This is a genomic window from Flintibacter sp. SJQ-8 (assembly GCF_054108085.1).
The window spans coordinates 328,563-341,577 of the sequence record NZ_JBPJWR010000011.1 but is presented as its reverse complement, the minus strand read 5'-3'; the positions used below and the strand labels follow the sequence as shown (position 1 = coordinate 341,577).

The 13,015-nt window shown below is 57.8% G+C and carries 11 protein-coding genes and 1 tRNA gene; 2 read left to right on the top strand and 10 right to left on the bottom strand.

Going from position 1 to position 13,015, the window contains the following annotated elements; all coding sequences use genetic code 11:
• The first annotated feature begins 42 nt into the window (after positions 1-42).
• Positions 43-1,065 carry an inorganic phosphate transporter gene (locus ACSAMP_RS09945; RefSeq protein WP_457800358.1) on the top strand — a complete coding sequence of 341 codons (1,023 nt, stop codon included), beginning with the start codon at positions 43-45 and terminating at the stop codon, positions 1,063-1,065.
• 51 nt (positions 1,066-1,116) lie between these two features.
• On the opposite strand, the gene ACSAMP_RS09940 is transcribed toward ACSAMP_RS09945, so the two are convergent.
• Genes ACSAMP_RS09940 through ACSAMP_RS09925 form a run of 4 tightly spaced genes read right to left on the bottom strand, consistent with a single transcriptional unit; the run spans position 1,117 to position 5,275 of the window.
• Positions 1,117-1,782 carry a TIGR03936 family radical SAM-associated protein gene (locus ACSAMP_RS09940; RefSeq protein WP_457800357.1) on the bottom strand — a complete coding sequence of 222 codons (666 nt, stop codon included), beginning with the start codon at positions 1,780-1,782 and terminating at the stop codon, positions 1,117-1,119.
• Positions 1,775-3,613 (bottom strand): TIGR03960 family B12-binding radical SAM protein, encoded by a 1,839-nt coding sequence (locus ACSAMP_RS09935; protein ID WP_457800356.1) that lies wholly within the window; start codon positions 3,611-3,613, stop codon positions 1,775-1,777. The genes ACSAMP_RS09940 and ACSAMP_RS09935 overlap by 8 nt, the downstream gene beginning before the upstream one ends.
• Before the next feature lie 37 nt (positions 3,614-3,650).
• Positions 3,651-4,256 carry a zinc metalloprotease gene (locus ACSAMP_RS09930; protein ID WP_457800355.1) on the bottom strand — a complete coding sequence of 202 codons (606 nt, stop codon included), beginning with the start codon at positions 4,254-4,256 and terminating at the stop codon, positions 3,651-3,653.
• Entirely contained in the window at positions 4,253-5,275 is a 1,023-nt protein-coding gene (locus ACSAMP_RS09925) for a M23 family metallopeptidase (protein WP_457800354.1), read from the bottom strand. The genes ACSAMP_RS09930 and ACSAMP_RS09925 overlap by 4 nt, the downstream gene beginning before the upstream one ends.
• A gap of 149 nt (positions 5,276-5,424) precedes the next feature.
• Between ACSAMP_RS09925 and ACSAMP_RS09920 the strand changes: the two genes are divergently transcribed.
• Positions 5,425-5,500, top strand: a tRNA-Pro gene (locus ACSAMP_RS09920).
• A gap of 52 nt (positions 5,501-5,552) precedes the next feature.
• Here ACSAMP_RS09920 and ACSAMP_RS09915 read toward each other — a convergent pair.
• The 6 genes from ACSAMP_RS09915 to ACSAMP_RS09890 all read right to left on the bottom strand — a co-directional run bounded on the left by ACSAMP_RS09915 (position 5,553) and on the right by ACSAMP_RS09890 (position 12,812).
• A complete protein-coding gene (locus tag ACSAMP_RS09915) occupies positions 5,553-5,903 on the bottom strand; it encodes a recombinase family protein (protein ID WP_457800353.1) in 351 nt (116 codons plus the stop codon).
• A gap of 14 nt (positions 5,904-5,917) precedes the next feature.
• The gene (locus tag ACSAMP_RS09910) at positions 5,918-7,378 is read right to left on the bottom strand and encodes a recombinase family protein (protein ID WP_457800352.1); all 1,461 of its coding nucleotides are present in this window, start codon (positions 7,376-7,378) and stop codon (positions 5,918-5,920) included.
• Between the two features lie 77 nt (positions 7,379-7,455).
• Positions 7,456-7,851, bottom strand: a complete 396-nt coding sequence (locus ACSAMP_RS09905) for a recombinase family protein (RefSeq protein WP_097785472.1) — start codon at positions 7,849-7,851, stop codon at positions 7,456-7,458.
• Complete coding sequence (locus ACSAMP_RS09900) at positions 7,848-9,455, bottom strand: recombinase family protein (protein WP_118564797.1); 1,608 nt, start codon at positions 9,453-9,455, stop codon at positions 7,848-7,850. Before ACSAMP_RS09900 ends, ACSAMP_RS09905 begins: the two co-directional genes overlap by 4 nt.
• Positions 9,456-11,162 (bottom strand): recombinase family protein, encoded by a 1,707-nt coding sequence (locus ACSAMP_RS09895; protein WP_457800351.1) that lies wholly within the window; start codon positions 11,160-11,162, stop codon positions 9,456-9,458.
• A 15-nt stretch (positions 11,163-11,177) separates the two neighbouring features.
• Complete coding sequence (locus ACSAMP_RS09890) at positions 11,178-12,812, bottom strand: recombinase family protein (RefSeq protein ID WP_457800350.1); 1,635 nt, start codon at positions 12,810-12,812, stop codon at positions 11,178-11,180.
• Positions 12,813-13,015 lie beyond the last annotated feature (203 nt).

Genomic DNA, 13,015 nt, shown 5'->3' with positions numbered 1-13,015 from the left:
CCGCCTCCGCATAGCCTTTGCCATGGAGGTGATCCCTCGCCCATGGCTTTTTCCGACCTGCTCTGCCACATGGCCCGCAGCCCCGCCCTGGCCGTCACCGTGCTCCTCACCCTGGCGGTGCTGGTGGTGAACGGCTGGACGGATGCCCCCAACGCCATCGCCGGGGTGGTGGTCTCCGGGGCGCTCCCCTTCCCGGCCGCTGCGGCGCTGGCCGCTCTGTGCAACTGCGCCGGGGTGCTGTCCGTCACGGCGGCGGCTCCGGTGGCCCGGACCGTCTACTCCATGGCCCGCTTCGGCGGAACGCCCCGCCAGGCCCTGTGCGCCCTGTGCGCCGCCATGGCCGCCGTTGTCCTGTGGGCGGTGGCCGCCTGGGCGCTGGGCATCCCCACCAGCGAGAGCCACGCCCTGGCCGCCGGTCTCTCCGGGGCCGCCGTGGCCCAGGCGGGTGAACTGTCCTGTATCCGCTGGTGGGCCTGGGGACGGGTGCTGGGCGGACTGATCCTGTCCATTCTCCTGGCCTTTTGGGCCGGACGGGCGGTACAGCGGCGGCTGTCCCGGCTGAACGCCGATCCGCACGCCCTCCGCCTGGCCCAGCTTCCCGGGGCGGCGGCCGCCGCCTTTCTCCACGGAGCTCAGGACGGGCAGAAGCTGCTGGGGGTCTTTCTCCTGGGGCTGGCCCTGGCCCGGGGACAGGGGGATGCGCCGCCGGGACCGGTCCCCCTGTGGCTGTCCCTTCTGTGCGCCGCCGCCATGTCCGGGGGCACCGCTCTGGGCGGGCGGCGGATCATCCACCGCATGGGCCGGGACATGGTGGCTCTGGACCCCTGCCGGGCCCTGTCCACCGACCTGGCCGGGGTGCTGAGCCTGTGGGCGGCCACCCTGCTGGGTCTGCCCGTCTCCACCACCCACACCCGCACCGCCGCCCTGCTGGGGGCAGGCAGCGCCGGGGGCGGACAGACAGACTGGTCTGTGGCCGGTCAGGTGGCCCTGGCCTGGCTGCTCACCTTTCCCTGCTGCGCCCTGCTGGGGTGGGGGGCCGGACGGCTCTTTTTGGCCCGGCTGTGAAAAAGCGCCCTGTCCTCCCGCACAGGCAGAAGGACAGGGCGCTTGATCGTGTTATCGAAATACTTTCCCCTCTTCGTCCAGCACTTCTCTTCTGTGGAAGGTGACGAAGTCGGGGGCGTATTCGGGGTAGGCCCGGCAGAAGGCGGCCCGGAGGAGCTCCGGGTTCAGGCCTGGATTCTGGGCGGACAGCACCGCGTCCAGGGTCATGGTGTCGCTCTGGCACTCCAGGTTCCAGCCCCGGATGAGGGGGATCAGGTCCACCTCGGTATAGCCCTTCTTGGACTTGTTGGACTTCTTCTGCACCACCAGGCTCTCCTGGGTCAGCAGAGCCTGCATGGCGGGCTCGGCCTCCTGGGGGCGGCCCTCGGAGTATTCAAAGTTCATGATATAGTTGATGGAGGCCAGCTCCTTCAGCTTTCGCTCCGCCGGATAGCACTGGTGGATGACGATGCCCTCGGGCATGGCGGCGGTGAGCCGCTCTGGCACCTGGTCATAGGGCATATCCCCCATCAGGCCGAATTCCAGGATCTCGCACTGGCTGGAGTAGCCCACGGACAGGGGCAGGGCGATGGACACGAAGGGGTGGGGATTGAAGCCCTCGGTGTGCTTGATCTGGATGTGGGCCCGGGCAAAGGCCCGCTGAAAGGTGCGCATCAGGTCCAGGTGAGAGATATACTTGGCCCGGCCCGTTTTGGAAAACAGTAGACGATCAGCCACAGCGGCCACCTCCTGTCAGCAGCAGATTGGCGCCGCAGCCCGAGCAACGGGTGCGGCAGTCCGGCGTGGTGATGGACTGATAGCACAGTTCCCGCTCGTGCCACAAAAATTCCCGCCGGACCCCCACCGAGGGGACGGCCCAGGGGAACACCTCGTCCTTCTCCCGCACCCGGTGGGCATAGAAGTCCCCGTCCAGGCCGCAGGCGGACAGGGCGTCCATCCAGCGCTGAAAATCAAAATATTCGCTCCAGGAGTCCAGCTTGGCCCCGTGGGCCCAGGCGTACTCCAGCACGTCGGCCAGGCGGCGGTCCCCCCGGGAGAAGATGGCCTCCAGATAGCTGGTCTCCGGGTCGTGCCAGTTATAGGTGATGGACTTGTCCCGGCGCAGGGTGTCCCGCAGCAGATTCACCCGGCGCTGATACTCCTCCACCGGGATCTGGGCGTCCCACTGAAACGCCGTGTGGGGCTTGGGCACGAACCAGGAGGTGGACACCGTGATGCGCACCCCCCGGGCCCGGTTGGGCGTGTACTCCCGCCAGGTCTGATAGACCTTTCGGGCCAGGTCGGCGATGCCCAGCACGTCCTCGTCCGTCTCGGTGGGCAGGCCCAGCATGAAATAGAGCTTCACGCCGTTCCACCCGCCGGAGAAGCAGGTGCGGCAGGACTGGAGCAGGTCCTCCTCCCGCAGATTTTTGTTGATAGCGTCCCGCAGACGCTGGGTGCCCGCCTCGGGGGCAAAGGTCAGTCCGCCCTTGCGCACCCGCTGAAGGCGCTCCATCAAGCTCATGGAGAAGGTGTCCGCCCGCAGAGAGGGCAGGGACAGGCCGATGTCCCGGGGGCTGCAATAGTCCAGCAGGTCGTCACACAGCTCCATGAGACAGGGGTAATCGGTGGAGGACAGGCTGGACAGGGTCATCTCCTGATAGCCCGAGTCCTCGCAGGCCGCCTTGCCATACTCCGCCAGCAGCTTGGGGTCCCGGTTGCGCACCGGGCGATAGGCATAGCCCGCCTGGCAGAAGCGGCAGCCCCGGATGCAGCCCCGGAACAGCTCCAGCATCACCCGGTCGTGGACGATCTCGGTGGAGGGGATGATGGTCTTCACGGGGAAATAGGCCTTGTTCATGTCCTGGATGATGCGCTTGGTCACGGTGGCGGGGGCGTCCCCCTTGGGGGTCACCGCCTCTACCACGCCGTCGGGGCGATAGGTCACCTCGTACAGGGAGGGGACGTAGATGCCGGGGATCTTGGCGGCCTCCTGGAGGAACTCCTCCTTGGACCAGCCCTCCTCATTGGCCTGCTGATACAGGTCGATGTACTCCAGGGTGACCTCCTCCCCCTCGCCTAAAATAAACAGGTCCATGAAGGGGGCCAGGGGCTCCGGGTTATAGCAGCAGGTCCCCCCCGCCACGATCATGGGGGACAGCTCAGGCCGGTCCGATGAGCGTAGGGGCACTCCGGCCAGATCCAGCATGTTCAGCACATTGGTATATGCCATCTCATAGCCCAGGGAAAAGCCGATGATGTCAAAGTCCGCGATGGCGTCGCCACTCTCCAGTCCATAGAGCAGCAGGCCCTCCCGGCGCATCTCCTCCTCCATGTCCCCCCAGGGGGCATAGCAGCGCTCGCACCACACGTCGCTGCGCTGGTTCATCACCCCATACAGGATGCGGCAGCCCAGATTGGACATGCCGATCTCATAGGTGTCGGGAAAGCACAGGGCAAAGCGGGTCTTGATCTGCTTTTTGTCTTTGACCACCGCATTATATTCTCCGCCGGTGTAGCGGGCGGGTTTTTGTACGTTGGGCAGGATATGTTCCAATGTGCGATTCATGTTCTTCCTCCGGTCTTCTCTCTATGACACATACAGGTTATTGTACTCGTTTCCAGCCCAGATGACAAGCCCTATTTCCCCTCTTTTTCAGTGGGATCGCTCCGGCACCGATCCACAGCGCCACCAAAAGCAGGGTCACGTTTCTGCCCAGGCAGAAAAAGCAGACCCCGGCAGCTGCCAGCGCCGCCCCGGCCACGCCCTCCACCCAGCGGCAGACCGTCCCCGCCATACCCGGGCCAAAGGCTGCGGCCAGCCCGGCATACAGGGCCCGTCCCCCGTCCAGGCGGCCCACGGGCAGCAGATTGAAGCAGCCCAGGGCCAGGCTCAGCCCGGCGAACAGCCGCCCCCAGGGCTGGCGGCAGCAGAGCAGGGCAAGCAGCAGATTACACCCCGGCCCCGACAGGGCGGCCAGGCAGTCCCAGCCATAGCTCAGGTTCCCCTCCACCTCCATCTCCGCCCCCACCGCCGTCAGCCGCACCCGGCGCACTCCCGCCCCGGCCAGCCGCAGGGCCCCATAATGGGCCAGCTCGTGGAGCAGGCAGGCCAGCAGCCCCAAGGCCACCACCCCCTGAGTGTCCCAATAGTTCAGCCAGGCCAGCAGCAGCAGACACCCGGCGGATACCTCCACCCGGCCCAGTCTCACGTACTGCTCCGGTATTGAATATAGTAGATGGGGTTTACGTGGGTCTTGCCATATTTCAGCTCTAAATGCAGATGGGGCCCGGTGGCCGCCCCGGAGGAGCCCACCTGGCCGATCTTCTCCCCCTTGGCCACCTGCTGGCCCTTCTTCACGCACAGGCTGCTGCAATGGGCGTAAAAGGACTTCACCCCGTTGCCGTGGTCCAGCTGGAGATACAGGCCATAGGAGTCGTCCTGACCCACATACTCCACCGTCCCGGCGGCAAAGGCCGCGATTGGGTCCCCCATCTGCCCGCCGATGTCCACGCCCCCGTGGAACTGATAGACCCCGTTGATGGGATGGTCCCGATAGCCATAGACGGAGTTGATCCGCCCCAGCACCGGCGTCACCGTGTCCAGGTCCCCCAGGGAAAGCTGGTCCATGGTGTAGCCCTCTGGCAGGACCTGGCCGTTGTAGTCCGACTTGATCACCACCGTCCCCGCCGCCGGGACCGCCTGAGGCTCCGGCGGCGTCTCCGCCTGCTCCGCGGCGCTCTGGGCCGGTTTGGCCTCCTGCAGTTTCAGGGGCGTCACCACCGGGCCGTCCTCCGCGGAGAAATAGTGTTGGGCCAGCTTCTGCCCGTCGGGCCGCTGGGTGAGAAAGCGGCTCTCCCGGTCCAACAGGTCGGCCACCTGGGGGCGCTCCCCCGCCCCGGTCTGTTGGGTTTTGCCGTCCTGGGGGCCGAAAACTTGAATGCAGAAGTCCCCCAGCTCCCCCGCCACGGAACCCTGGCCCGCCAGGGCCTCCCCCAGTTGGGAGAACACGGCGGCAAAATCCGTGTCCGCCGAAATAGCCCGGCGCACCCGCCCGCCCAGATCCGCCAGCCGGTCCGGGAAGATGCCCCGGCCCAAAAACACCGTGAGAAACAGCGCCAGGCACACCAGCAGCTGCCCCAGCCGCACCCGGTCCCGCCGGTCCTCCGTCCGCTTCCCGCTCCGGCGTGCCTGTCTTCGCTGACCGCTCCCCCTCGTCCCGTCGTACATCTCCGCCCCTCCCCTTTCCAAACGGTTTGATAGGGCAGTGTATTCCAGAACAAATTCCAATATTCCACTTGACAGAAGGGCCAGAAAAAAATATAATGGAGCAGATGAGTTGGGGAGCATCCGTCTCGCCGTCCTCCATCGGTCCGTATCCGGGTGTAGCGCAGTTGGTAGCGCGCATGGTTCGGGTCCATGAGGCCGTGGGTTCAAATCCCGCCACTCGGACCATGCAGAGTGTCCTTATAGGATTTGAGTATCCTGTAATGGACACTCTGCTTTTTTATGTGGAGAATGGTGAAAAGCCGGAGCTGTCGCTGCTCACCCGTTCCCGCAGGCACAGCAGCTTGACCTTATGCTCGGTCAGCAGGGCGATGTACTGCTTTGTCATGCCCCAGTCCCGCCCTATACGGTCAAGGCTGCTTATCAGCACCACATCCACCTTTCCGGCAAGAACGGCCTCCATCACTTCTTGCAGCGCCGGACGGTCAAGGGTCATTCCAGAGCCATGCTCGGCGGCAGCACCAACGATGGTGTACCCGGCTTGTTCCGCATAGCGGCAAAGCTCCTCGGCCTGCCGTTCCAAAGAAAAGCTATCATCGTGAGCGACGCGGCAATAAAAATAGGCTTTCATCGTGTCGTACCTCCTTATACCGCAACCTGTTCCGGGGCGTAGCTGAGTGCTACGCCTTTTCTCGTTTCCATGATAATGTCGGCCTCCGGGATCTTCCGGCGATCCGGCACATCGAAAGCGCCGATGCAGTTGTAGTAGATCACGACACGCTGATTGGTAATGCCGTCCTGCTTTTCGGCGTGGTACACCTCAATATGGTCGATCAGCTCTGCAACCATCCGCTTTGTAATGGTGGTCGCATCCGTGTATCGCCGTACCGTTTCAAGAAAATCGTCAATGTCCATGCGCTTGCTCTCGTCCTTTTTCAGTTCCAGCCGCAGCGCCTTGATCTTCTTGGCGTTCTCGCCCTGCTCCTGTTCATAGCGTTTGGACATTTTGGCAAACCGGGCATCGTCGATCTTGCCCGCCACATTGTCCTCATAGAGCCGTTCAAAGAGCATATCCAGTTCCCGGTCACGGGCAGTCAGAGCATCCAGCTCCCGCTGCTTGCGGATGCGCCCGTTTTCCGCCACCTTTGCCGAGCGTCCGATCATGGCCTTGATAAAGTCATTTTCGTATTCGCTGGCGAAGCAGGCCAACCGCTTGACCTCGTATAAAACGACCTGCTCCAAGAAGTCCAGCCGGATATAGTGCGTCTTGCTGCACTTGCGATAGCCGGAGTTGTGATTTTGACAACTGAAAAACTTGATGTCGTGGTTGTTCTGGTTGAAGTGAAAATTGAGATTGCCGCCGCACTCCGGGCATTTCAGCAGGCCGGAGAATACGCTGGGTGCCTGCGTGACCGTGGGCTTTTTGCGGCGCGTCCCTTTTTGGAGTGCCTGCACCTTTTCCCAAGTCTGGCGGTCAATGATAGCTTCATGGACATTGAGGAAAATAGCCCGGTTTTCCTCCGGGTTTTCGATCCGCTTTTTCATCTTGTAGGACTTGGAGTAGCTTTTGAAGTTGATCACATCACCGCAGTATTCCTGCAAGGTGAGGATCTTCTTGACGGTGGTATGCCCCCACTTGGTAGGCTCCACGGTGCTTTTTGACCCGCCCCGGCTTGTCCCACGACTGCGCCAGTAATAGGTGGGATTGACCACGCCATCGGCGGCAAGCTGTGCTGCCGTTTCTGCCAGCCCGTACCCCTCCAGCGCCATGCGGTAGATCCGGCGCACGACCTCGGCAGCCTCCGGCTCTACCACCCAAAAGCGGGGATCGTCCGGGTTTTTGATGTAACCGTAGGGCGGCGGAGAAAGCGGAACGCCTGCATTTCCTTTCATCTTGTTCACGATCCGGCGCTTCTTGGAAATGTCCTTGGCGTAATACTCGTTCATAATGTTCTTGAACGGAGTAAAATCGTCCTCGCCCTCGTCGCTGTCCACGCCGTCCGAAACGGCGACCAGCCGTATATCGTGGAGCGGGAAAAATTCTTCGGTCAGCTTGCCGACCTCAATGTAGTTGCGCCCCAGCCGGGAAAGGTCTTCTTGTGTCAAGTAGGGACTAAAAAAATTTTGAGAATTTACAAGCCGTTCATAGGTGGACAACCACCCGTGAACGGCTTGCGTTTTCTCTATGCTCTTGTGCCGTTCTTTGTGCGACGCTTCTTATACGCCGCCGCAAATGCCTCCATCATCGGAGTGACCGGAAGCTCGTTGTCAGGCTTGGACAGATATTCGAACCGAATGCCGTTCTCCCGAAACTTTCGCTCAAACCTCATGAAAGAGGAAGTGTCCCGGCTGATTCGCGAGGTGTCGCGGGTGAGGATCGTACCGATGTCCTGACGCTTGGCTTCGTTCAGCAGGAAGTTCATGATACCTTCCGTATGGACGCCGGAGATGCCGTCTGCCGCCACAGCAGCAGCCACCTCATAGCCTTTGTCCTTCGCATAGCGTTCCAGCTCTTCCCGCTGGTCTGCTGCCGCAAGCTGATCCGCACAGGCAACGCGGATATAAAGAAATACTTTCATTTGGCTTCTCCTTCTGATGTAGTGAGGAAGTCCTTGAACTTCCAGACGATTTCTATGTTGTCAAGATCGTAAATGTAGACCGCAGAAATGAATGCGTGGGTCAGCTCATAGGTCAGAGCTTTGCAGTCGGCGTACTGTTCGCAGACCGCATCCAGCTTTTCATCTGAACAGGCGGTCTCGGAGTCAAGCTCCTTCATCCGTTCGTGACTGCGCTGGATTACTCCATCGTTTTCAGCAATCTTCACATCCGCTGCCGCCTTCTGCTGAATGTACGCCTCCTTCGTGATGCTTCCGGCTGCATACTTCTCGTAGAGCCTCAGCTTGGACGCCTTGTGCTGCTCGTTCTGCTTTTGCAGAGTGCGGATTTTATCAGCACATTCCTTGATGGCAGATTTCCGCAGATCACCGACTTCGCGGTTCTGTATTGCTTCCTTCTGTGCCAAAGCAAGAAACTGAGTAAGGGCATGGAAGACAACCTTCTCAATATCCATTTCCGGAAAGCTCCTGCCAACCGGACAGTCTGTGTTTCCGTTGTTGACCGAGTGAATGCACTGGAAGTATCGAATGCCAGCCTTGTTCTTTCGGCGTGTCATAGCACGTTTACAGTTACCGCAGCGGACGAGTCCCTTGAGCGGATAGTCATGCTGCTTGCGCGTGGGATTCCGTCCTCCGCCTCGAATGACCTTCTGAGCAAGCTCAAAGTCTTCCTTGCTGATAATCGCTTCATGCGTACCTTCTACGATAATCGGCTCATTGACAACACGCTTTTTTGAGCCGACACCGCAGGACTTCATTTTGCGGCTGACCAGTGTTCCGGTGTAAACAAGGTTTTTGAGGATGTTATAGACCATCACGGTTTCCCAACTGATTTTCTCGCTCATGTTACTGAACTTCTTCTTGTCGGGATGCTTGCTCTTGAAGTATTGCCCCGGCGTCGGGATGCCGTCATCATTCAGGCTGCGGGCGATCTGAGAGGTGTTGCTGCCTTCCAGCGCCTCGCGGAAAATACGACGGATCACATCAGCCGCCTCCGGGTCTACGGCAAGTTTGTTCCGAATGGTGGGATGCAGGACGTAGCCGTATGGGGCGTAGCCACCGACATACTTGCCCTGCTTCATCATCTGGATTTTTGCCGATGTGGTCTTTACGGAAAGGTCTTTGCTGTATGCGGCGTAGATGATGCTGCGCATAACCACTTCCAGACCGCCCGTTGTGCCTTTGTAATCGTCACTGTCATAGCCGTCGTTGATGGAAATAAAGCGGACGCCCATGAATGGAAAAGTGCATTCCAGATAGTTTCCCGTTTCAATGTAGTCACGAGAAAAGCGGGAAAAGTCTTTGACGCAGATCAGGTTAATCTCGCCGCGCTTGACCTTCTCCATCATCTGCGTGAACTGAGGACGGTGAAAGTTCGTGCCGGTATAACCGTCATCCGCAAACTCAGACCGCTGACAGTGAGACAGCTCCGGATGATTGTCAAGAAAGCGATTGATGAGCATACGTTGGTTGCCGATGCTGTCACTTTCCGCCTTGCTGCCATAGCCGGTATCTTCATCAGCCATTGAGAGGCGGATGTAGATGCCGATGTTGTATTCCTTGCTCATTTACATCGCCTCCTGTACTTCCTTGATGCTCTGAACGGTCAGAGCGTAAATATCGCCGTATTTCATGACCAGCTCGATTGAGCCGTCCTCATGGACTTTCACAAGCTCTACGGACTCGTCAACCAACTCATGAGAGAGCATCGTTGCACCGCTGACGGATTTCATCAGCGTGAGCCACTTGTTGTCCTCGGACATTGCCTCGGCAAACTTTACCTTCCGCTGAACCGCTTCATCCAACCGCCGTGAAAGATCGACATACTGCTCATCGTAGGCTTTCTTGGCAAAGGCGTATTCCTCTTCATCGAGAATGCCTTCCGTGAAGTCCTCATAGAGCCGAGTACGCTTCTTGGAGATGCCGCTGAGTTTCAGATTCAGGCTTGTGATGAGCGCATTCTGCTGATCGCGGATGCTGCGTTCGCCTTTGCTGTTTCTCAGCTTGGCAAGCAGCTTGTCGTAATTGAGAGCCGCCTTGACTTGAAGCTGGATCGCCGCAAGCACATCGGCTTCGAGTTTGTCCTGCCGCGTATAGTGTGGCGTACAGAGATTGCCGCGCTTGACGGATGAACTGCACTCATAGAAGGCGTACCATGCGCCGTCCTTGCGCTTGTCAACGCGCTTGCGATGGAAATAGAGCTTCCTGCCGCAGTCTGCGCAGACGATTTTGTCTTCAAAGAGATTGATCAGTGTAGCACGGATTTTCTCCGTGCGCTCCATCTTCTCAATCCTTGTCCTTGCAGCAGCGTCGCGCAGCTCTTGTACCTTTTGGAAGTCCTCACGGGAAATAATCGCCTCGTGAGTATTGGGAAAAACAATCCATTCCTCGCGGTCGATATGCTGATTCTTGACGCCCTTGTAGATGGCGTTCAGCGTCCGTCCGAGAACGGTATCTCCGACGTAATGGGGATTATCCAGAATGGTAGTGAGTGAAGACTTGTTCCAAATCTTCTTTGCCGTAGCATTGCCTGTGCGGACGCCGACCTGATACTTCTGAAACTCCGGATTGGGCGCGTTCATTGCATCAAGCCGGTCTGCAATCGCAGGAAGGGACAATCCTTCAATTTTCCATTGGAAAATCTTCTGGACAATCGGTGCGGTTTCTTCATCGAAAACCATATTGCTGTGTTCTTCATCCCAGCGATAACCATACGGGAGATTGCGCTTCTTGAACTCTCCACTTTCCATCTGTGCTTTGAGCGCAGTAGAAACCTTGCGGGAGATGTCCTTCGAGTAAAGGGTGTTGATCATGTTTTGCAGAGGGATGATGAGGCTTTCGCCGGAGCCGTCCGTATCAAAGTTGTCGTAGTTCTCTTTGATAGCGATAAACCGAAGCCCGATCTGCGGAAAAACCCGTTCCAGATAGGTTCCAGCCTCGATGTAGTCACGCCCGAACCGGCTGAGATCACGAACTACAAGGCACTTGATCCTGCCGGTGCGGATGTCGTTCATCAGCCGGTTGAACTCCGGTCTATCAAAAACCGTTCCTGTTCGTCCGTTGTCCACATAGGTATCTATCAGATTCAGGTAGGGACGCTCTGCAATGTAGGACTTGCAAATCTCAATCTGATTTGCGATGACATCCACCTTTTCGGACTTGCCGCTGTTTTCAACGGAAAGACGGGCATAGATGGCTGTTGAGAAGACCTCGGAAGAAACAGGTTCGATAACCGGCTCTTCGACTGCAATTTGTTTTCTGCTTTTTCTTGCCATTTGCTCATCCCTCCTTTATACGGCAATATCCAGTTCGTCGGCATAGCCGAGAATGTATTCAAGCGTCTGCTGGTATTCGTCCCTATATTTGAAGACGATTTCGATTGCATGGTTTTCGTGAATCAGGATGCGGTCAACCAACGACATCAGCACACGGCGGTTCAGCTCTTCGACGTTTTCATACTGCTTGAAAAGCGTCACCCAGTTTCGTTCAGTCGTACCGGTTGTCACCGTCTGCTTCATTTCTTTTTTAACCCGCAGAAGCGCGTCCTGCTTGCCCTCAATGATTTTGGTGTAGCTGTTGCGGAACTCGAAGTATTCCGATTTATCAATGACGCCGCCGATGAAGTTCTCGTAAAGCCCCAGCTTGAGCTTTTGATACCGCTCGATCTCTTCCTCGATTTTGGCAATCTGGGCTTCGTAATTGAAAGCCTTACGGCTCTGAGACGGAAGCCGCTCTATCATCGTAAGCGCGTGTTCGAGATTGATTACAAGCTCGATCTGATCATGAATAGCACGGAAGACCTTCTCTTCAACCTCTTTTGCGGCGATGCTATGCGGGCTGCACGTCCGGCTGTGCTTATTGGTGGAGCAGACGTAGTAGATATACTTTTTCGTCTTCGACGGGACGGTCTTGCGGATCATTGGCTGCTGACAGTCTCCGCAGAACAGGAAGCCGGAAAACAGATGCGCTTCGTCCTGATCGGGCGAACAGCGCATATCCCGCTGCATCATGACCTTGACTGCCATGAAGTCCTCGTAGGACACAAGAGCTTCATGCGCATTTTCTACCTTGACCCACTCGGATTCATCCTTGCTTTTCACAACGCGGACTTTGTAGTTGGGAGTGCCGCGCTTGCCTTGCGCCAGAACGCCGATATAAACCTCGTTGGTGAGAATACGCTGGACGGCTTTGTATGTCCATTTTGCGGTATCGCCGGTTTTGAAGACGGTATCAAACTTCACACCGGCGGAATGCTTGTATTCCATTGGGGACAGAACGCCCATCTGGTTCAGACGCTTTGCAATGCGCCCAATGGAGAAGCCGTCCTTGTACATGGAAAAGATCATCTGCACATATTCGCTGACCGCTTCATCCACGATGAGCTGGTTTTTGTTCTCCGGCGATTTCATGTAGCCGTAAGGGGCGAACGAACCGACGAACTCACCGCTCTTCTGCTTGACTTCCAGACTGCTTCGGATTTTCATGGAGATGTCCTTGCAGTAAGAATCGTTAATCAAGTTTTTGAACGGGATAACAAAGGAGTCGGACTGCGGATCACCGGTCAGACTGTCATACGCATCATTGATTGCGATGAAGCGTATGCCGAGCTGCGGGAATATCTTCTCAATGTAACGTCCGCCGTCGATGTAGTTTCTTGAGAAGCGGCTGAGATCCTTGACCACAATGCAGTCAAGCGCACCCTTGCGGATTGCCTCTTCCAGCTTTTTGAACTGAGGACGATTGAAGGAAACGCCGCTGTAACCGTCATCCACAAACGGCTCACAGACAAGCTCTAAATCATCGTGCCTTGCAATGTAGTCCTCGCAGATGGCTCTCTGGCTGGCGATGGAGTTGCTTTCTACTTTGTCTCCATCCTCACGGGACAGACGGCAGTAGATCGCCGTGCGGTAAACCTTGTCTGGCATAAAAATAACCTCCGTTTTTCTGTTTGGTGTGGTACATCAAATCAGAAAGACGAAGGCTTGCTTCAACTCTTATGAAGAGAAACACGAAAGCGCCACATGACCATCAGGGCAAGCGGCTTAATCCGTATTCTTCTTTTTTTGACCGATTTCATTATACCACAGGCTCAATCGCTTGTCCATAGAACCGGGCGAAAAGATTCAGA

Excerpts from the sequence above, each read along its gene's own strand:
- ACSAMP_RS09945 (WP_457800358.1), top strand. The coding sequence starts at position 43 with ATGGCTTTTTCCGACCTGCTCTGCCACATGGCCCGCAGCCCCGCCCTG.
- ACSAMP_RS09935 (WP_457800356.1), bottom strand. The coding sequence starts at position 3,613 with ATGAATCGCACATTGGAACATATCCTGCCCAACGTACAAAAACCCGCC.
- ACSAMP_RS09925 (WP_457800354.1), bottom strand. The coding sequence starts at position 5,275 with ATGTACGACGGGACGAGGGGGAGCGGTCAGCGAAGACAGGCACGCCGG.
- ACSAMP_RS09915 (WP_457800353.1), bottom strand. The coding sequence starts at position 5,903 with ATGAAAGCCTATTTTTATTGCCGCGTCGCTCACGATGATAGCTTTTCT.
- ACSAMP_RS09905 (WP_097785472.1), bottom strand. The coding sequence starts at position 7,851 with ATGAAAGTATTTCTTTATATCCGCGTTGCCTGTGCGGATCAGCTTGCG.
- ACSAMP_RS09900 (WP_118564797.1), bottom strand. The coding sequence starts at position 9,455 with ATGAGCAAGGAATACAACATCGGCATCTACATCCGCCTCTCAATGGCT.
- ACSAMP_RS09895 (WP_457800351.1), bottom strand. The coding sequence starts at position 11,162 with ATGGCAAGAAAAAGCAGAAAACAAATTGCAGTCGAAGAGCCGGTTATC.
- ACSAMP_RS09890 (WP_457800350.1), bottom strand. The coding sequence starts at position 12,812 with ATGCCAGACAAGGTTTACCGCACGGCGATCTACTGCCGTCTGTCCCGT.